General features: G+C 73.4%; 14 protein-coding genes and 1 tRNA gene. 2 read left to right on the top strand and 13 right to left on the bottom strand.

From position 1 onward, the window contains the following. Positions 1-493: 493 nt before the first annotated feature. The 6 genes from thrB to ACIA8Q_RS20185 form a co-directional block, all read right to left on the bottom strand. Positions 494-1,432 (bottom strand): homoserine kinase, encoded by a 939-nt coding sequence (gene thrB / locus ACIA8Q_RS20210; protein WP_360204572.1) that lies wholly within the window; start codon positions 1,430-1,432, stop codon positions 494-496. A gap of 361 nt (positions 1,433-1,793) precedes the next feature. Further along, a complete protein-coding gene (gene thrC / locus ACIA8Q_RS20205) occupies positions 1,794-2,891 on the bottom strand; it encodes a threonine synthase (RefSeq protein ID WP_387902265.1) in 1,098 nt (365 codons plus the stop codon). A 9-nt stretch (positions 2,892-2,900) separates the two neighbouring features. Next, positions 2,901-4,193: a homoserine dehydrogenase gene (locus ACIA8Q_RS20200; RefSeq protein WP_360204566.1), complete on the bottom strand. Its 1,293-nt coding sequence runs from the start codon at positions 4,191-4,193 to the stop codon at positions 2,901-2,903. A gap of 138 nt (positions 4,194-4,331) precedes the next feature. After that, positions 4,332-5,723, bottom strand: coding sequence for a diaminopimelate decarboxylase (gene lysA, locus ACIA8Q_RS20195; RefSeq protein WP_360204563.1), 1,392 nt, complete (start codon positions 5,721-5,723; stop codon positions 4,332-4,334). 86 nt (positions 5,724-5,809) lie between these two features. Further along, positions 5,810-7,471: an arginine--tRNA ligase gene (argS, locus tag ACIA8Q_RS20190; protein WP_360204560.1), complete on the bottom strand. Its 1,662-nt coding sequence runs from the start codon at positions 7,469-7,471 to the stop codon at positions 5,810-5,812. A gap of 84 nt (positions 7,472-7,555) precedes the next feature. Then, positions 7,556-7,975 carry a response regulator gene (locus ACIA8Q_RS20185; protein WP_396317531.1) on the bottom strand — a complete coding sequence of 140 codons (420 nt, stop codon included), beginning with the start codon at positions 7,973-7,975 and terminating at the stop codon, positions 7,556-7,558. A 199-nt stretch (positions 7,976-8,174) separates the two neighbouring features. On the opposite strand from ACIA8Q_RS20185, the gene ACIA8Q_RS20180 reads away from it, so the two are divergent. Further along, positions 8,175-8,246: transfer RNA gene (locus tag ACIA8Q_RS20180), tRNA-Arg, on the top strand. 122 nt (positions 8,247-8,368) lie between these two features. Here ACIA8Q_RS20180 and ACIA8Q_RS20175 read toward each other — a convergent pair. The 4 genes from ACIA8Q_RS20175 to ACIA8Q_RS20160 form a co-directional block, all read right to left on the bottom strand. Then, entirely contained in the window at positions 8,369-9,421 is a 1,053-nt protein-coding gene (locus tag ACIA8Q_RS20175; protein WP_360204554.1) for a trypsin-like serine protease, read from the bottom strand. A gap of 103 nt (positions 9,422-9,524) precedes the next feature. After that, complete coding sequence (locus ACIA8Q_RS20170) at positions 9,525-10,433, bottom strand: carbohydrate kinase family protein (protein WP_360204551.1); 909 nt, start codon at positions 10,431-10,433, stop codon at positions 9,525-9,527. Positions 10,434-10,512: 79 nt separating this feature from the next. Beyond that, positions 10,513-12,099, bottom strand: a complete 1,587-nt coding sequence (locus ACIA8Q_RS20165) for an MFS transporter (RefSeq protein ID WP_387902273.1) — start codon at positions 12,097-12,099, stop codon at positions 10,513-10,515. 211 nt (positions 12,100-12,310) lie between these two features. Then, the gene (locus ACIA8Q_RS20160) at positions 12,311-14,017 is read right to left on the bottom strand and encodes a DUF885 domain-containing protein (protein WP_396317510.1); all 1,707 of its coding nucleotides are present in this window, start codon (positions 14,015-14,017) and stop codon (positions 12,311-12,313) included. A gap of 163 nt (positions 14,018-14,180) precedes the next feature. Between ACIA8Q_RS20160 and ACIA8Q_RS20155 the strand changes: the two genes are divergently transcribed. Beyond that, positions 14,181-14,936, top strand: a complete 756-nt coding sequence (locus tag ACIA8Q_RS20155; protein WP_360204542.1) for a helix-turn-helix domain-containing protein — start codon at positions 14,181-14,183, stop codon at positions 14,934-14,936. A gap of 244 nt (positions 14,937-15,180) precedes the next feature. On the opposite strand, the gene ACIA8Q_RS20150 is transcribed toward ACIA8Q_RS20155, so the two are convergent. The 3 genes from ACIA8Q_RS20150 to ACIA8Q_RS20140 form a co-directional block, all read right to left on the bottom strand. Continuing rightward, entirely contained in the window at positions 15,181-16,032 is an 852-nt protein-coding gene (locus ACIA8Q_RS20150) for a fumarylacetoacetate hydrolase family protein (protein ID WP_360204539.1), read from the bottom strand. A gap of 206 nt (positions 16,033-16,238) precedes the next feature. Further along, complete coding sequence (locus ACIA8Q_RS20145; protein ID WP_396317509.1) at positions 16,239-17,459, bottom strand: serine/threonine-protein kinase; 1,221 nt, start codon at positions 17,457-17,459, stop codon at positions 16,239-16,241. A gap of 84 nt (positions 17,460-17,543) precedes the next feature. Next, a complete protein-coding gene (locus tag ACIA8Q_RS20140) occupies positions 17,544-18,530 on the bottom strand; it encodes an ABC transporter substrate-binding protein (RefSeq protein ID WP_396317508.1) in 987 nt (328 codons plus the stop codon). Between the last annotated feature and the right edge of the window lie 59 nt (positions 18,531-18,589).

Genomic DNA, 18,589 nt, shown 5'->3' with positions numbered 1-18,589 from the left:
CCCGAAAGGCGGAAGCCGGTCGAGGGAGAGCTGCGAGGTGCGGTGCTTGAAGCACGGTGGTGCTGAGTGGCGCGGTGGGCCGGTCGTGTGCCGACCGGGCGTACCCCCACGCTGCCTGCGAATCCCGGGCCCCCGTCGCGTGACGGTGGCCCGCGCTCCGCCCGTCCTGGCCTCGAGGTGGGAGGCCGCGGGTGGGAGTCAGGTGCCGTCACGGCTTCGGGATGCGGCCGCATGTCGCGCAGGCAGGCTGCGTACGCGCTGCGGTGGGCTCCCGGAGAATCGTCGCCCCGTGCATCGCCGCGACTCCACGGCAGTGGAGAGCTGGGATCGGGACGCGGCGCACCGAGCCCCGGAGGGCACCTGGTGCAGCAATGAGGTTAACACTACCGACCCCCTCAGACATTCCCCAGCCTTGCGCTTGCCAATCGTGTCCGGAGCACCCGGCTCGGCGCGGTGCCGAGCCGGGCCCCGGCGAGCGGCCCGAACGGGCTGCTCAGACGTCCAGCGGGAGCACGGTGGCCCCGGTCCGGTCAAGCTCCAGGCGGTGCGCGGCGAACGCCGGGTCACCGCCGTGGCCGTGGTGCCCGGCGAAGGAGAGCACCTTGTCGGCACCCGCCTCGTCGGTGAGGGCGAGGACGGTCGGGCCGGCCCCGGAGATGACCGCCGGGACGCCCTCCGCGCGCAGCGCGCCCACCAGCGCGGCGCTGTCCGGCATCGCGGAGGAGCGGTAGTCCTGGTGCAGCCGGTCCTCGGTGGCGGCGAGCAGCAGCTCGGGCCGCCGGGTCAGCGCCTCCACCAGCAGCGCGGCGCGGCCGGCGTTGACCGCGGCGTCGGTCAGCGGGACGGTCTTCGGCAGCAGGCCGCGGGCGGTCTCGGTGAGCACCTCGCCGGCGGGCACGAAGACGATCGGGACGACCTGGCCGGAGGGCTCCAGGGTGACGGCCTTGGCCGACTCCTCGTCGGTCCAGGCGATGGTGAAGCTGCCGCGCAGGCAGGCCGCGACGTTGTCGGGGTGGCCCTCCAGCTCGGAGGCGAGGGCCAGCAGCGCGTCGTCGTCCAGGGCGGACGGGCCGCCGATGGTGACGGCGCGGGCGGCCACGATGCCGGCGCAGATGGCGGCCGAGGAGGAGCCCAGGCCGCGGCCGTGCGGTATCCGGTTGGCGCAGACCACTTCGAGGCCGCGCGGCTGGCCGCCGAGGCGGTCGAAGGCGGCGCGCATCGAGCGGACCAGCAGGTGGCGCTCGTCGCGGGGCAGCGTCTCGGCGCCCTCGCCGGCGATGTCGACCGAGAGGCCGGAGTCGGAGACCCGGACGACGACGTCGTCGTACAGGCCCAGCGCGAGCCCGAAGGCGTCGAAGCCCGGGCCGAGGTTGGCACTGGTCGCGGGAACCCGGACCCGGACGGCGGCGGCACGGAACGCGGGACCGGCCATGCGGTGGACTCTCCTGGGGAAATCGGGCGGCGCGGAGCGCGTCGTCGGTGCAGGGGCGGGAACGGACCGCGGGCCCCGTCCGGGGCGGGCGGTCACGGTCGTCGGTTCGGCCCGGAGGGCCAGGACCCGGGGCATGTGCCACACGGCCGAACCCAGAGTATCGAAGAGAGGTTCCCCAGTGGTACACCCCATGGGCCTTCGATCTGGTGTGTTGCCGCTTCTGGCCGGAATGCGCACCGGATTCGGTTCGGAATGCGAAGCGTAATTGACACAAAAGTGTCACCGGAGAACGTCGACGGGCCGACCCCCGAAAGGGTAGGCCCGTCGAAGCGTCAGACCCGGTGACCGGCCCGGTCCCGGGTCAGTCGAGCAGGCCCAGGCGCCGGGCCGCGGCCTCCGGGTCGATCGGGACGACCTGCGGCTGCGGCGCGCCCGCCACCGCCCAGTCCGGGTCCTTGAGGCCGTTGCCGGTCACGGTGCAGACGATGCGCTGGCCCGGGTCGACCAGGCCGGCCTCCGCCTTGGCCAGCAGGCCGGCCACCGAGGCGGCCGAGGCGGGCTCCACGAAGACGCCCTCCTGCGAGGCCAACAGCCGGTAGGCGGCGAGGATCTGACGGTCCGTCACCTTGTCGATGAGGCCGCCCGACTCGTCCCGCGCGGCGAGCGCGAAGTCCCACGAGGCCGGGTTGCCGATCCGGATCGCGGTGGCGATGGTCTGCGGCTTGAGCACCGGCGCGCCGTCGACGATCGGGGCCGAGCCGGAGGCCTGGAAGCCCCACATCCGCGGCGTGCGCGCCGCGAGGCCGTCGGTGGCGTACTCGCGGTACCCCTTCCAGTACGCGGTGATGTTGCCCGCGTTGCCGACCGGCAGGACGTGGATGTCCGGGGCGTCGCCGAGCATGTCGACGATCTCGAACGCGGCGGTCTTCTGACCCTCGATCCGCACCGGGTTCACCGAGTTGACCAGGGCCACCGGGTACTTCTCGGACAGTTCACGCGCAAGGGTGAGGCAGTCGTCGAAGTTCCCGTCCACCTGCAGGATCTTGGCGCCGTGCACCAGCGCCTGGCCCATCTTGCCGAGGGCGATCTTGCCCTGCGGGACGAGCACCGCGGAGACCATCCCGGCCCGCACCGCGTACGCGGCGGCGGAGGCCGAGGTGTTGCCGGTGGAGGCGCAGATGACGGCCTGGGCGCCCTCCTCCTTGGCCTTGGAGATGGCCATCGTCATCCCGCGGTCCTTGAAGGAGCCGGTCGGGTTGGCGCCCTCGACCTTGAGGTAGACCTCGCAGCCGGTGCGCTCGGAGAGCACCTGGGCGGGGACGAGCGGCGTGCCGCCTTCGAGCAGGGTGACCACCGGGGTGGAGTCCGTGACCGGCAGGCGGTCCCGGTACTCCTCGATCAGGCCGCGCCACTGGTGGGTGTGCGCGCCTCGGACGACGTTCTCGGCAACGGCGTTCATGGCTGTTCCTTACTCCCCTTCGACCCGCATGATGCTGGCCACGTCCCGCACGCTGTCCAGCGCGCGGAGCTTGTCGACCGTCGCCGACAGGGCGGCGTCGGTGGCACGGTGGGTGACCACGACGAGCGAGGCGTCGCCGTCGCGGCCCTGCTGGCGCACGGTGTCGATGGAGACGCCGTGCTCGGCGAAGACGGACGCCACCTGGGCGAGCACGCCCGCGCGGTCGTCCACGTCCAGGCTGACGTGGTAGCGGGTGACCACTTCGTCCATCGGCTTGGCGGGCAGCTGCGTGTACACCGAGTCACCGGGGCCGGGGGCGCCCGCGAGCTTGTTGCGGCAGACCGCGACCAGGTCGCCGAGCACCGCGGAGGCGGTCGGCGAGCCGCCGGCGCCGGGGCCGTAGAACATCAGCCGACCGGCCGCCTCGGCCTCGACGAACACCGCGTTGTAGGCCTCGCGGACGGAGGCCAGCGGGTGCGACAGCGGGATCATCGCCGGGTGGACCCGGGCGGTCACCGAGGCGCCGTCGGCGGCCCGCTCGCAGATCGCGAGCAGCTTGACCACGCAGCCCATCGCCTTCGCGGAGGCGATGTCGGCGGCGGTCACCTCGGTGATGCCCTCGCGGTAGACGTCGGCGGCGGTCACCTTGGTGTGGAAGGCGATGCCGGCCAGGATCGCGGCCTTGGCGGCGGCGTCGAAGCCCTCGACGTCGGCCGTCGGGTCGGCCTCGGCGTAGCCCAGCGCGGTGGCCTCCTCCAGCGCCTCCGAGTAGCCGGCGCCGGTGGTGTCCATCTTGTCGAGGATGAAGTTGGTGGTGCCGTTGACGATGCCCAGCACCCGGTTGACCTTGTCCCCCGCGAGGGACTCGCGCAGCGGCCGCAGCAGCGGGATCGCGCCCGCCACGGCGGCCTCGTAGTACAGGTCCACCCCGGCCGCCGCGGCCGCGGCGTGCAGCTCGGCGCCGTCCTGGGCGAGCAGCGCCTTGTTGGCGCTGACCACCGAGGCGCCCTGCGCGAACGCCGACAGGATGTGGTGTTTGGCGGGCTCGATGCCACCCACCACCTCGACCACGACGTCGATGTCGCCCCGGTTGACCAGGGCCTCGGCGTCGGTGGTGATCAGGTGCTCGGGGACGCCCGGGCGGGTCCGGCCGGCCCGGCGGACCGCGATGCCGGCGAGCTCCACCGGGGCGCCGATGCGCGCGGCGAGGTCGTCGGCCGTCGTCGTCATGATGCGCGCCACCTCGGAGCCCACCACACCACAGCCCAGCAACGCCACCTTCAGCGGGCGCGTACGCATCATCCGACTCCGCTCTGCATTCATCGTGCTTCGGTAATTCCGGCGGGATTCTCGGGGCCGCCGGGAACTTCGGTCCGTACCAGTCTCGGGGACTTTCCGCACGGATCTACGGTCGTTCCATGATCTGAGACGAGAATTTCGTCATCCGATATCGAGACGCAGGAGATCCTCCTCCGTCTCGCGCCTGACGATCACCCGCGCCGCACCGTCCCTGACGGCCAGCACGGGGGGCTTCAGGGCGTGGTTGTAGTTGCTCGCCATCGACCGGCAGTACGCGCCGGTGGCGGGCACCGCGATCAGGTCGCCCGCAGCCAGGTCGGCCGGCAGGAAGGCGTCCCGCACCACGATGTCGCCGGACTCGCAGTGCTTGCCGACCACTCGCACCAGCATCGGCTCCGCGTCGCTGCGGCGCGACACCAGGGCCACCGAGTACTCGGCGTCGTACAGCGCGGTGCGGATGTTGTCGGACATCCCGCCGTCCACGCTGACGTAGGTGCGCAGGCCCTCCAGCGGCTTGACGGTGCCGACCTCGTACAGCGTGAACGCCGTCGGGCCGACGATCGCCCGGCCGGGCTCCACGCTCAGCCGGGGGGCCCGCAGGTCCGCGGCGGCGCACTCGCGGCGCACGATCTCGCCCAGCGCCGCCGCGATCTCGGCCGGCTCGCGCGGGTCGTCGTCGCTGGTGTAGGCGATGCCGAGGCCGCCGCCCAGGTCGATCTCGGGCAGCTCGACGCCGTGCTCGTCGCGGATGCCGGCCAGCAGGCCGACCACCCGGCGGGCGGCCACCTCGAAGCCCGCGGTGTCGAAGATCTGCGAGCCGATGTGCGAGTGGATGCCGCGCAGCTCCAGGCTGTCGTGGGCGAGCACCCGGCGCACCGCCTCGGCGGCCGCGCCGCCGGTCAGCGAGAGCCCGAACTTCTGGTCCTCGTGCGCGGTGGCGATGAACTCGTGGGTGTGCGCCTCGACGCCGACGGTGATCCGGATCAGCACCTGCTGGCGGACGCCGTGCCGGGCGGCGATCGCGGCCAGCCGCTCGATCTCCTCGTAGGAGTCGACCACGACGTGCCCGATCCCGGACTTCACCGCGTGCTCGAGCTCGTCCACCGACTTGTTGTTGCCGTGCAGCGCGATCCGCTCGGCCGGCATGCCGGCGGCCAGCGCCACGGCCAGCTCGCCCGGGCTGCAGACGTCGAGGTTCAGGCCCTCCTCGTGCAGCCAGCGCACGATCGCCTTGGAGAGGAACGCCTTGCCGGCGTAGTAGACGTCCGCCCCGGTGCCGAAGGCGTCCCGCCAGGCGCGGGCCCGGGTCCGGAAGTCCTCCTCGTCGAGCACGTAGGCCGGCGTGCCGAACTCGGCCGCCAGCGTCCGCACGTCGATGCCGCCGACGGTGACCGCACCCGCGGCGTCCCGGGCGACGGTGCGCGACCAGACCTTGGGGTCGAGCGCGTTGAGGTCCGCCGGCGGGGCCTGGTAGTGGCCCTCGGGCAGGACGTCGCCGTGACGGGGGCCCGCGGGGTGTGCTGAGCGAGACATGTCCTTGTTCCTTGACCTATGGCGAGGGGCGGCGACGGTCCCCGTTGACCGTCAGCCGCCCCCGCTGTGCGCGATGGGGGTGGTGCCTACATCCGCTCGGGCGCCGTGACGCCCAGGAGCGTCAGCCCGTTGGCCACGACCGTGCGCGTCGCGTCGGCCAGCCACAGCCGGGCGCGCGTGAGGTCGGTGACCTCCTCGTCGCCGCGCGGCAGGATGCGGCAGTTGTCGTAGAAGCGGTGGTACTTGGCCGCCAGGTCCTCCAGGTACGTGGCGACGCGGTGCGGCTCGCGCAGCTCGCCGGCCGAGGCCAGCACGCGCGGGAACTCGCCGAGGTGGCCGAGCAGGTCGGACTCCCAGTCGGTGGCCAGCAGCTCCGGTTTGAAGTCCTCGGCCGCGCCGCGCGAGATGCCCTGGTCGTCGGCGTTGCGCTGGACCGCGCACATCCGGGAGTGGGCGTACTGGACGTAGTACACCCGGTTCTCGTTGGTCTGGCTGGTCAGGACGTTGATGTCGAGCGTGATGGTGGAGTCCGTGGAGGACCGCGCCAGGGTGTAGCGGGCGGCGTCGACGCCGATCCACTCGACCACGTCGTCGATCGTGATGATGTTGCCGGCCCGCTTGGACATGCGGACCTCCTCGCCGTCGCGAAGCATCTTCACGAACTGGCCGATCTTCACCTCGATGTTGTGGTTCATGTCGTCGCCCGCGCAGGCCGAGATGGCCTTCAGGCGGTTGACGTACCCGTGGTGGTCGGCGCCCAGCATGTAGAGCGCGACCTCGGTGCCGCGGTCCCGCTTGGACAGGTAGTACGCGGCGTCGGCGGCGAAGTAGGTGGTGTCGCCGTCGGCCTTGATCAGGACGCGGTCCTTGTCGTCGCCGAAGTCGGTGGTGCGCAGGAAGACCGCGCCGTCCTGCTCGAAGACGTGGCCCTGCTCGCGCAGCCGGTCGATGGCCTGCCCGACGGCGCCGGACTCGTGCAGCGACCGCTCCGAGAACCAGACGTCGAAGTGGGTGCCGAACTCGTCCATGGAGCGCTGGATCTCGGCCACCATGAGCTTCAGGCCCTCGGTGCGGAAGACCTGCAGCTGCTCGTCCTCGGGCAGGTCGAGCACGCCCGGGACGGCGTCGGTGAGCGCCTTGGCGATGTCGACGATGTACTCGCCGACGTACCCGCCCTCCGGCACCTCCCGGCCGTTCGCGGCGGCCTGCAGCGAGGCGGCGAACTTGGAGATCTGCACGCCGGCGTCGTTCAGGTAGTACTCGGTGGTGACGTCGGCGCCGCAGGCCCGCAGCACGCGCGCCAGGGAGTCGCCGACGGCCGCCCAGCGGACGCCGCCGATGTGGATCGGGCCGGTCGGGTTGGCGGAGACGAACTCCAGGTTGATCTTCAGGCCCGCGAGGTCCCGGTTGCGGCCGTAGCCCTCGCCGGCCTCGACGATGGTGCGGGCCAGCGCACCGGCGGTGGCGGTGTCCAGGGTGATGTTCAGGAAGCCCGGGCCGGCGATGTCGACCTTGGCGACGCCGGTGATCCCTCGCAGGCGGTCGGCCAGCAGCTCGGCGACGGCTCGCGGCGGCTTGCCGGCCGCCTTGGCGAGCTGGAGGGCCACGTTGGTCGCGTAGTCGCCGTGGTCCCTGTTCTTGGGCCGCTCGACCGTCACGTGCTCGGGCACGGCGACGGCCAGCTCGCCCGCCTCGACGGCGGCGCTCACTGCGGCCTGGACTGCCTGGGAAAGCTCTGCGGGGGTCACGACGCCAAGCGTAGGCGAGACGGGGTGCCCGCCCGCCACCCGGTTTACCGGTTGAGACGCCGTCGCGCCGTCCGGGCCGGGGTGTCAGCCGCGATCGGTGCGCTCTGTTCGCTCAGGGCGAAACGCGCTCGGCCGGCCGCCGAGCTCCATCAACCGCCGCACCAGCGCGACCAGGTCGGCCGGGTCGAAGGGCTTGCCGAGGTAGCCGTCCACGCCGACCGCCTCGCCCAGGTCGAGGTCCGCCGGGGTGCAGGCGCTCACGATCGCGATCGGCAGTCCGCTGGTCGCCGGGGCCGCCCGCAGCCGGGCCGCCGTCCGCAGGCCGTCCAGCCGCGGCATCATCACGTCGAGGGTCACCACGTCCGGCTTCACCCGGCGGACGACCTCCAGGCACTCGGCGCCGTCGGCGGCGGTCACCACCTCGAAGCCCTCGAGCTCCAGGTTGACCCTGATCAGCTGGCGGATCACCTCGCTGTCGTCCACCACGAGGACCCGCCCGGACACTCCCGACACCTCACCGAGGGTATCGGCGCCCCCGCCGCCCCGTCCGGCCTTTGGGCACTTCCACCGCCCCCGGCACCCCTCCCCCTCGACTCCTCCGCACCGCCCGGGACGGCTCCCCGGGAAACCCGTGCACGGAGCACGCCCGGAGCCTGGTAGTGTTCTTCACGTCGGAGGCGCCAGCGCCGAGGACACCAGCCAGGCCCCCGTAGCTCAGGGGATAGAGCACCGCCCTCCGGAGGCGGGTGCGTAGGTTCGAATCCTACCGGGGGCACTTCGCAGGAAGTGCAACTGAGGCCCAGATCAGTGGAGTTGATCCACGGATCTGGGCCTTCGTCATGTCCGGCCCCGGGTGGGGCCGGACACGCCGGGCGGCCGGGCCCGGGGCCGGGCCGGTCAGGAGGCCGCGGCGGCCTCGGCCTCGGCGTAGAGCGCGGCGATGGTGTGGTCGAAGTAGGCGCTGTAGGAGACGTCGTCGGAGTCGCCGCCCTGCTGGAAGCCGCCGATGGCACCGACCACGTCGCCCGTCGCGACGTCGATCCACGGGCCGCCGCTGGTGCCCGCCGGGTAGGCCGGGCAGGAGACGACGCGCTGGTAGGTGCTCTGCTTGCCGGTGCTGTTGGTGCAGAGGCTGGGCGTCTCCGCGTCGCCGGGGTACCCGTACAGGTGGACGGTGGCGCCGAACGGCTCGTCGGTGCCGAGGTGGTTGCCGCCGACCACGTCCTCGACGTTCCGGCCGTTGCTGGGGGCGGTCTCCAGGATCGCGAAGTCCTCGTCCTGGTCGCCCTTCCCGGACCAGCCGGAGGTGGTGTGGACGGCGGTGACCCGCCAGCTGCCGAACGGGGCGGAGCCGTCGCGGTAGCCCGGGACGAAGGTGACGCCGTCGGCGCTGTTGAGGCAGTGCGCGGCGGTCAGCAGCAGGTTGCCGGTGGGGCTGTGCAGGACGCTGGCGGTGCAGAAGTGGTTGCCGGCCGCGATGCCGCCGCTGAACAGGGCGCCGACGGTGGCGGCCTCCGGGTCCGTGGACGCGGCGACCGTGGTGGTGCCGAGGACGGCGGTCCGGGTGCTCGCCTTCGCACCGGCGGACGCCGTCGGCGTCCCGGCGGGCACCGCGTCCTCGCTCGGGGAGTCGGTCGGGGTCTCGCTCGCGGTCCCGGTCGGCGCCGGCTCCGGGGACTCGGCGGGGCTCGCGGCCGGGCTCCCGGTCGGGCCCTGGGCCTGGTCGGTGCCGTCGGTCGGCGCCGCGGCGTCGAGCGCTCCGGGCGAGGCGGTGGCCTGCGCGACGGCGGCCCGGGGGCTGCGGGCCGCCTTCCCCGCGGCGGTCGCGTCGGACAGGCTCAGCCCGTGCGTGCCGGTCACCACGGCGGCCACCACCACCGCCGAGAGCGCGGTGAACAGGGTCGGGGCCAGCAGGCGGTGGCGCTTCGTGTGGCGGCGGTGCTGAGCCATGCCCGTGTCTCCTACCGGTGTCGGTGGCGGTGTCCGGTCAACGACTATGACGCCTCCGCCTCGAAACGTCGTTACCGGTGTCTGGGAGCAGGATGAGAATCCGTCACCCCTCGCCCAACAGGCGCTCCAGGTCCGCGGGTCCGAGGAACGCGCTGTGCGTCCCGGCCCGGGTGCAGGCGAAGGCGCCGGCGGCCGTGCCGACCCGGGCGCAGTCCAGCGGTGCGAGGCCCCGGAACCAGGCGGCGAGGAAGCCCGCGACGAAGGCGTCGCCGGCGCCGTTGGTGTCCACCACCGGGCGGCCCGGGTCGACGGCCGGCAGGTGGTGCACCGCGCTCCCGCCCCGGGTGAGCTGGTAGCAGCCGTCGGCGCCCGCGGTGGCGGTGACGACGGTCGCGCGGCCTTCGGCGAGGATCCGGCGCATCACCTCCTCGTGGCGGCCGCGGCAGCCGGCCGTGGAGAGGAACACCAGGTCGGAGCCGAGCGCGTAGTCGAGGTGGTGCGGGTCGGCGCCGTCCCAGTCGTGCAGGTCGGTGGAGGTGGTGCGGCCGAGCCGGTGCAGGTCGGCGTACATGTCCCGGTTGACGCCGGTGATGGAGAGGTGGACGTGCCGGCTGCGCTCCGCGTAGGGGAGGTAGAACGCGCGCGGCAGCCGCAGGTCGGCGGGGTGGCGGCCGTCGTAGAAGGAGAACCGGCGGCCGGCGGCGTCGACCAGGTTGACCCCGCGCGGGGTGCCGTGCGGGCTCACCAGGTGGGCGAGGTGCAGGCCGTGGCGCTCGTGGGCGGCGCGGACCAGGTCGCCCTGCGGGTCGTCGCCGAGGAAGTCGAGGAGGGCGGTGCGCAGGCCGAGGTGGTGGGCGCCGAGGGCGACGCCGTTGCCGGTGTGGCCGAGGTGGTCGTGGACCGGTCCGACGGACAGGGAGTCGCCGGGCGGGACCTCCAGGCGCTCCACCCGGACGATGGTGTCCACGCCGGCGCCGCCGACGACGAGCAGGTCGAACTCGGGCAGCGCCACGGCGCCTCCTTGATCCCTGGGCAGTGGCCAGGAGTCAAGCAGGCGCCGGAGGTCGACTGCAAGACCTTGCTGAAGGGTTTCAGGTGGCCCGTTGGCGTTCCGTCGGGGCGGTCGCCCCGGCGCCGGCGGCGGGGCCGGACTGCGCGTCCGCGGAGCGCGCGGCGGCGGCCGGTTCCTCGGCGGGCCGCGACGCCCCGCCCTCGACGGCGGTGGCCTCACCGGGCGCCGGCCGGTGGTCGATCATCAGGAAGGCGACCAGCGCGGCCAGCAGCAGGATGCCCATCGCCACCCAGGTGGCGACCACGTACCCGTGCACCGCGCCCTGGGCCTGGACCGCCGGGTCGGAGGCGATCCGGGTGGCGAGGAAGCTCGCGGTGGCACTGGCCGCGATGGTGTTCAGCAGCGCCGTACCGAAGGAACCGCCCACCTGCTGGGCCGAGTTGATCGTGGCCGAGGCCGCTCCGGCCTCGTTCGGGGCGACCCCGAGGGTGGCCAGGCTCATCGACGGCATGAAGACCAGGCCCATGCCGAAGCCCAGCAGCAGCTCGGCGGGCAGCACCATGCCGGCCCACGGGCTGTCCACCTTCATCTGGGTCAGCCAGGCCATGCCGGCCCCGGCGAGCAGCAGGCCGGGCCCGATCAGGTTCCGGGACGGCACCCTGGTCATCAGCCGGGCCGCGATGCCCGTCGAACTGATCACGATGGCGGCCGTCATCGGCAGGAAGGAGAGGCCGGACACGATCGGCGAGAAGTGCTTGATGGCCTGCAGGTAGTAGGTCAGGAACAGGAACAGGCCGAACATGCCGACCATCGCCAGGCCCACCGAGAGCGCGCCACCGCCGCGGTTGCGGTCGGCGACGATGTGGATCGGCAGCAGCGGGTGCGCGCTGCGCCGCTCGACCAGGACGAACGCCGCGAGCAGCAGCACGCCCAGGACCAGCGAGCCGAGCACCAGGGCGTCGCCCCAGCCGCGGGTCACGGCCTCGGAGGTGCCGAAGACGATCGCCAGCAGGCCGCCGCAGCCGAGCAGGGCGCCCGGCAGGTCGAGTCGGATCCGGTTCCCCTTGGCGACGTGGTCGCGCTGGAGCACGGAGAACGCGGCGAAGGCGGTGGCGATGGCGATCGGGGTGTTGACGAACAGGCACCAGCGCCAGTTCAGGTACTCGGTCAGCAGGCCGCCGGCGATGAAGCCGATCGCGGCGCCGCCGCCGGCGATCGCACCGAAGATGCCGAAGGCCGTGCTGCGTTCCTTCGGATCGGAGAAGGTCGTGGAGAGCAGCCCCAGCGCGGAGGGGGCGAGCAGGGCGCCGAACGCGCCCTGGAGGGCGCGGGCGCCGAAGAGCATGGCCGGGTCGGCCGCGGCGCCGCCGAGGGCGGAGGCCAGGGCGAAGCCCAGCAGGCCGATGGTGAAGACGCGCTTTCGGCCGAAGAGGTCGCCCAGCCGGCCGCCGAGGAGCAGCAGGCCGCCGAAGGCGAGCGTGTAGGCGGTGATCACCCATTGCCGGTCGGCGTCGGATATGCCCAGGTCCCGCTGGGCCGACGGCAGTGCGATGTTCACGATGGTGATGTCGAGGACGATCATGAGCTGGGCGATGGCGATGACCGCCAGGGCCCACCAACGGCGGCTGTCCGCGTTCTCATGACCGGTGGCAGGTTGCGCAGACACTGGTCGAGCCTTCCGGAGGGGACGGAGAGGTCACGCAGTCGCCTTCCAGCCAAACTCCCGGGCGGGCGATTGGCAAGGAAAAACCTCACCAAATCGACATTTTCGGGACGAAAGGACTAGGGCCCCGGGTCTCGCGGACGAGACCCGGGGCCCTACGGTCCTGCAGCGCGGACGGTCCAGGCGCACGGGCGGTCCCGGCGCACGGACGGTCCTAGAGCGCGGAGAGCTCCTCGACCAGGTCGTCCAGGCCGAGCGAGCCCTGCGAGAGCGCCGCCATGTGCCAGGCCTTGAGGTCGAACTCCTCGCCGCGGGCCTCGTGCGCCGCCCGTGCCGCCGCCCGGCCGCGCAGCCAGGCGCGCTCGCCCAGCTTGTAGCCGATCGCCTGGCCGGGCATGCCCAGGTAGCGGACCAGCTCGCTGTCCAGGTAGTCCGGGGTAAGGCCGCAGTAGAGGCCGAAGAACTCGCGGGCGGCCTCCGGGCTGACCCGCTCGCCCGGCTTGTACGGGGAGTCCGCGGGGAAGTCCATGTCCGCGTGCATGCCGATGTCGACGATGACCCGAAGCGCCCGCATCATCTGGGCGTTGAGGTAGCCGAGGCGGTGCCCCGGGTCGGTGAGGTAGCCGAGCTCGTCCATCAGGCGCTCGGCGTACAGCGCCCAGCCCTCCAGGTTGGCGCTCACCCCGCCGATGCTGACCTGGTAGGTGGAGAGCCGGTCGGCGACGTAGTTCCACTGCGCGAGCTGCAGGTGGTGGCCCGGGACGCCCTCGTGGTACCAGGTGGAGACGAGGTCCCAGACCGGGAAGCGCTCCCGGCCGAGCGACGGCAGCCAGGTCCGGCCCGGGCGGGTGAAGTCCAGCGAGGGCGCCGTGTAGTACGGGGCGGCCGCACTGCCGGGCGGGGCGATCCGCGACTCGACGCGGGTGACCGGCTCGGCCAGGTCGAAGTGGGTGTCCTGGAGGTCCCGGATCACCTGGTCCATCAGGCCCTGCAGGTACAGCCGGGTCGCCTCGGCGCCCTCGACGACCGGGCCCTCGACCTCCAGCCACTTCATCGCGGCCATCGGGCCCTCGCCGGGGAGGACCTTCTCCGCCTCGGCCTCCATCTGCGCGGCGAGGTCGTGGAACTCGCTCCAGGCCCAGGCGTAGGCCTCGTCCAGGTCCAGGTCGGCGCCGGTCCACAGGCGGACGAGGCGGCGGTAGCGCTCCCGGCCGGTGGTGTCGGGGGTGTCGGCGGCCGCGGGTCCGTAGACGTCGCGCATCCAGTCGCGCAGCTCGGCGAGCGCCTCGGCGGCGGCCACCGCGGGCCCGGTCAGCTCGGCGCGCACGCCCTCCGGCGCGTCCTGGACGAACTCGCCGAACCAGCCGCCGGGCACGTCCCCGGCCAGCCACTCGCCGAACTGCCCGACCACGGTGGAGACCTGGCGGGGGCCGGAGAGCAGCCCGCTCGCGATGCCGGCGGCCAGGGTCTCCCGGTACTGCGCGAACGCCACCGGCACGCGGGCCAGCCGGCGGCCGACCACCCGCCACTCGTCCTCGGTGCCGGTGGCCATCAGGGTGAAGACGTCGCGGAGCTCGTGCACCGGCGAGCCCAGGTTGCGCACCGCGCGGAGGTGCTCGCCCGCCTCGTGGACGGCGAGCTCGGCGGTCAGCCGCTCGCGCAGCAGTCGGGCGCAGCGGCGCTCGGCCTCGTCCTCGGCGGCCCCGGCCCGCTCCGCCCCGTCGAGGGCGGCCAGGGTGCGGCGGGCGAGGTCGGCGATCGCCTCGGCACCGGCGGGCGAGAGGTCGGGGAGGCGGTCGTCCTCGGGGTTGAGTCCCAGGTAGACCGCGGCGAGCGGGTTGAGTTCGGCCAGGGCGTGGACGTAACCGTCGGCGATCCGGCGCGGGGTGGTGCCGTCGGAGGTGATCAGTTCTTCAACCATTCGGACATCATTTCGTGGCACGGGGGGATTGCAAGCCCTTGACCGAGATCGGTGACATGCACCGGTCGAATGTTCGTCACAGGTCGCCCGGGCAAACGCGCGTTCGGCGAACCGCCGCGCGCGACAGGATCCGATCGGGTCGACGCCCATTACGCTGACCGCCATGGAAGCCCGCCCCACCACGGCAACCGGCCCGCTGCCCGAACCGGCCGCACCCGACCCGCGCCCGCGGCGCGCCGGCTACCGGCGGCTGCCGGTCCAGCAGCGGCGCGACCAGCTGATCGCGGTCGCCCTGGAACTGTTCGCCGTCCGGCCGCCCGAGGAGGTGAGCCTGGACGACGTCGCCGAGGCCGCCGGGGCCTCCCGCCCGCTGGTCTACCGCTACTTCGCCGGCGGCAAGCAGCAGCTGTACGAGGCGGCCCTGCGCACCGCCGCCGACGAGCTGACCAGCCGCTTCGCCGTCCCGCTGGCCGGAACGCCGTCCGAGCAGCTGGCGGCCGTCCTGGACGGCTACTTCGCCTTCGTGGCCGAGCATGACGCCGGCTACTCGGCGTTGCTGCGCGGCGGTTCGGTGGTGGAGACGGCCCGCACCTCGGCCATCGTGGACGACGTCCGGCGGGCCGCGCTGAAGCGGACCCTGCGGCACCTGGGGGTGCGGGAGGCCGGGCCGCGGCTGACGCTGCTGGTGCGCTCCTGGATCGCGGTGGTCGAGGGCGCGTCGCTGAGCTGGCTGGACGAGGGGCGCACACTGCCGGTCACGGAGCTGCGCGACTGGCTGGTGGACCAGTTCACGGCGATGGCGGCGGCGACGGCCCTGCACGATCCGCAGACCGCGGGGGTGCTGGCCACGCTGCTGGCGCTGGAGGGGCCGCGGGCGGAGCGGGCGGACCGGCTGCGCGAGGTGCTGGCGGCGCGGTAGCGCGGGAGTGCCGCCGGGGCCTGCGGGTGCGTTCCGCCTGGGGCTGCGACGACGTGCTGCCGGGGGCCTGCGACCGGCGTGCTGCCGGGGCCCCTCGGGTGCGCGGGTGCCGGACGGACGGCGTGGCCGGCCTCGGGCGGCGCGGGCCCTCCCGACCCCCGTGCCCGGGGTCGGGGCGGCCGGAACGCCGCGGTGGTCGGCGGGCGGGCGGCCGGGGAACGGCCGGGGGCGCCCGTCGGGCGGCTCAGGCCTTGCCGAACACCTGGCGCTGGCGGCCGAGACCGTCGATCTCGATCTCGACGATGTCGCCCGCGGTCAGGAACGGCGTCCCCGGGTGGCCCAGGGTGACGCCGGCCGGAGTGCCCGTGACGATCACGTCGCCCGGCTCCAGCACCATGAACTGGCTCGCGTAGCGGACCAGTTCGAGCACCGGGAAGATCATCTTCGCGGTGTTGCCGTCCTGCCGCAGCTCGCCGTTGACCCAGAGCCGCAGCGGCAGCTGCTGCGGGTCGGCGACCTCGTCCGCGGTGACCAGCCAGGGCCCCAGCGGCGTGAAGGTCTCCGCCGACTTGCCCTTGTCCCACTGACCGCCGCGCTCGAACTGGAAGGCCCGCTCGGTCACGTCGTTGGCGATCGCGTAACCGGCGATCACCGCCGCCGCCTCCTCGTGACCGCCCAGGTAGCGGGCGGTCCGGCCGATCACGACGGCCAGCTCGGCCTCGTAGTCGGTCTTCTCGCCGCCGCGCGGCACCAGCACCTCGTCGTACGGGCCGACCACCGTGTAGCTCGGCTTGAGGAAGATCACCGGCTCGTCCGGTGCCACGGCCCCGGCCTCGGCGGCGTGGTCGCGGTAGTTGAGCCCGATGCCGACCACCTTGCCCGGGCGGGCGACCGGCGCGCCCACCCGCAGGCCGGCGAGGTCCACCCGGGGCAGCAGCCCCGCGGCCACGTCGCGCGCCAGCGCGGCGGCGTCCAGCCCGGCCAGGAAGGCCCCGTCGATGTCCCGGGCGCGCCCGGAGAGGTCGTACCCGGTGCCGTCCTGGCCCAGCACGACCGGGCGCTCGGCGCCCGGGGGTCCGACACGGAGGAGCTTCATCGATCCGTCACCAGCCTTTCGTCGCAGCTCACCGGGGGCGGCAGACACCGCACCCGAGTCTGGCAACGAGGTATATCAACGCCGACTGCCGTGGAACCAGACCGTCCCGGTGGGCGGATTCCTATCAATTCGCACAGCCCCCGGACGCCCCGAATCGGCGAGCCGTACGGTTGACAGCCCCCGGCCGGGGCGGCGGCCCGCCCCCCTCAGCCGTGCTGCGGACCGCCTCCGAGCAGGCCGGCCAGACTCAGCGCCCGCGGCTCGCCCGGACCGGACCGGGTGACCACCCGGTGCCAGCGGTCGAGGTCGCGCAGCACGTCGGCCCGCGCGCCGGGCTCGGCGGCCAGCGCCGTGACCAGCTCCCGCAGCAGGGCGACGGCGGCGCCCGGACTGCCGTCCTCGGCCAGCCAGAGGGCCAGGTCGTAGCAGGTGCGCAGGGTGCGCGGGTCACCCGGACCGCAGATCCGGGCGAGGTCGGGGACGAGCGCGGTCAGCATCCCGACGGCCTCCCCGGGGGCGCCCTGCGCGCCGCACTGCCAGGCCCGGTCCGCCCGGCGGCGCAGCTGCTCCGGGCTCGGGTCGTCCGGGCGCAGCACCCCGGGGCGGATCCGGCGCAGCCGCTCCAGCACCTCGGCGGCGGTGGCGGGCCGGTCCTCCGGGCGCTTGGCGAGCAGCCGGGCGATCAGGTCGGCCAGCGCCGGGTCGGCGGTGCGCACCCGGGGCGGGACCTCCTCCAGGTGCTTGTACATGTACTCGGCGGCCGAGGCGGCGCGGAACGGCCGGCGCCCGACGCAGAGCTGGTAGAGCATGACGCCGAGTGCGTAGAGGTCGGCCCGGCCGTCCACGGTGGCGCCGGACCAGCACTCGGGCGCCAGGTAGGGGACGGTGCCGACGACGTTCCCGGTGGAGGTGAGCACGGCGGACTGGGAGAGCAGCCGGGCGATGCCGAAGTCCAGCACCTTGGCCTTGCCGCCCTCGTCGATCATCACGTTCTCGGGCTTGATGTCGCGGTGCACGACCCCGCAGCTGTGCGCGGCGTCCAGCGCCTTGCAGACCTGGCGCATCCACTTGAGCGCGGCCTCCTGCTCGGGCAGGCCGTCCTTGAGGATGTCGGACAGGGCCCGGCCGCGGACCAGCTCCAGGACCAGGTAGTGGGTCTCCCCGGATCCGGCCGCGACCCGGCCGTAGTCGTGCACGGTGACGATGTGCGGGTTGGAGAGGCCGCCGGCCGTCCGTGCCTCGCGGACGAACCGGCTCACCGCCTCCCGGTCGGTGGCGTGCTCCTCCAGCAGCACCTTGACCGCGACCGCGCGGTCGAGCCGCAGATCGGTCGCCCGCCAGACCACGCCGAACCCGCCCCGGCCCAGCCCCGCCTCCAGCCGGTAGCGGCTGTCGAGCACCTCCCCCTCGTGCATGGCCTCCCCCAACTCCAGCTCCTCCGGACGGCGTTCGCCGTCGGCGGGGTCACCTTAGCGGCGGGGGGAGGCCGGCGGGTGAACGGGTTCGGGGCATCAGGGCTTGGGCTTGGGCAGGCCGGGCGGGTTGACCTCGGAGGCCGGCACGGCCTCGTTGTCCAGGCCCCAGCGCTTGAGCACCTGGGCGTACGTCCCGTTCCCGATCACCTCGTTGAGCGCCCCGCTCAACGCCTTGACCAGCCCGTTGTCCTTCCGGGTGGTCGCCGCGATCTTGCCGAGCACGTCGGCGCCGCCGCCCGAGTAGGTGCCGACCACCTCCGTCTCACCGGTCTGCACGGCGTGGAACGACAGGCTGGGGTTGGGGCCGACGTAGGCGTCGATCCGGCCGGAGGAGAGCGCCAGGTAGAACTCGGTGCCCTGGAAGTACTTGATGTCGATCGGCTTGAGGCCGTTGCGGACGTTCTCCTCGCTCCAGGAGATCAGCAGCTTCTCCTGGTTGGTGCCGGAGGCGACGCCCACCGACCGGCCGGCCAGGTCCTTGGCGCCGGCGACCTTGAGGCCGCTGCCCTTCCGGGCCTCGAAGCCGAGCACGTCCAGCCGGTAGGTCGCGAAGTCGTACTTCTCCTTGCGGGCCTCGGTGACGGTGATGTTGGAGATGCCGACGTCGTACTTGCCGCTGTCCAGGCCGACGAAGATGTTCTCCCAGGAGACCGGGTTGAACTCGACCTTGAGGCCGAGCACGTCGCCGATCAGCGAGGCGACGTCGGGCTCGACGCCGATGATCGTCCGGTCGTCGTTCGCGTAGAAGTCCAGCGGCGGCGTGGTGCCGATGGCGTCCACGACGGTCAGTGTGCCCCGCTTCCTGATCTCCTCCGGAACGAGCGCCGCGACGGCGTCGACCTTGGGCGTGGTCACCCGCTTCTGGTCGGCCGTCAGGTTGACCACGGCGCCGTTCGGCGCGGTGCTGCCCTTGGCCGGGGCGAGCTCCGCCGAGGCCCCGGTGGCACCGCTGCCGCAGGCGGCGAGGGCGAGGGCGGCGGTGACGGCGCCGGCGGTCACCAGGGCGCGACGGGGTAGGGACATGGCGGAACTCCTGCTCGTGAAGGGGTCGTTCGGCGGTTCGCGGGGTGGTTCGAGGGAGC

The organism is Kitasatospora sp. NPDC051705, from assembly GCF_044453265.1.
Taxonomy (GTDB): Bacteria; Actinomycetota; Actinomycetes; order Streptomycetales; family Streptomycetaceae; genus Kitasatospora.
This window is presented reverse-complemented; position numbering and strand designations above follow the sequence as displayed.

Bases quoted from the DNA above. Each gene is read 5' to 3' on its own strand.
- thrB (WP_360204572.1), bottom strand. From the start codon at position 1,432: ATGGCCGGTCCCGCGTTCCGTGCCGCCGCCGTCCGGGTCCGGGTTCCC.
- thrC (WP_387902265.1), bottom strand. From the start codon at position 2,891: ATGAACGCCGTTGCCGAGAACGTCGTCCGAGGCGCGCACACCCACCAG.
- ACIA8Q_RS20200 (WP_360204566.1), bottom strand. From the start codon at position 4,193: ATGATGCGTACGCGCCCGCTGAAGGTGGCGTTGCTGGGCTGTGGTGTG.
- lysA (WP_360204563.1), bottom strand. From the start codon at position 5,723: ATGTCTCGCTCAGCACACCCCGCGGGCCCCCGTCACGGCGACGTCCTG.
- ACIA8Q_RS20175 (WP_360204554.1), bottom strand. From the start codon at position 9,421: ATGGCTCAGCACCGCCGCCACACGAAGCGCCACCGCCTGCTGGCCCCG.
- ACIA8Q_RS20160 (WP_396317510.1), bottom strand. From the start codon at position 14,017: ATGGTTGAAGAACTGATCACCTCCGACGGCACCACCCCGCGCCGGATC.
- ACIA8Q_RS20155 (WP_360204542.1), top strand. From the start codon at position 14,181: ATGGAAGCCCGCCCCACCACGGCAACCGGCCCGCTGCCCGAACCGGCC.
- ACIA8Q_RS20150 (WP_360204539.1), bottom strand. From the start codon at position 16,032: ATGAAGCTCCTCCGTGTCGGACCCCCGGGCGCCGAGCGCCCGGTCGTG.
- ACIA8Q_RS20140 (WP_396317508.1), bottom strand. From the start codon at position 18,530: ATGTCCCTACCCCGTCGCGCCCTGGTGACCGCCGGCGCCGTCACCGCC.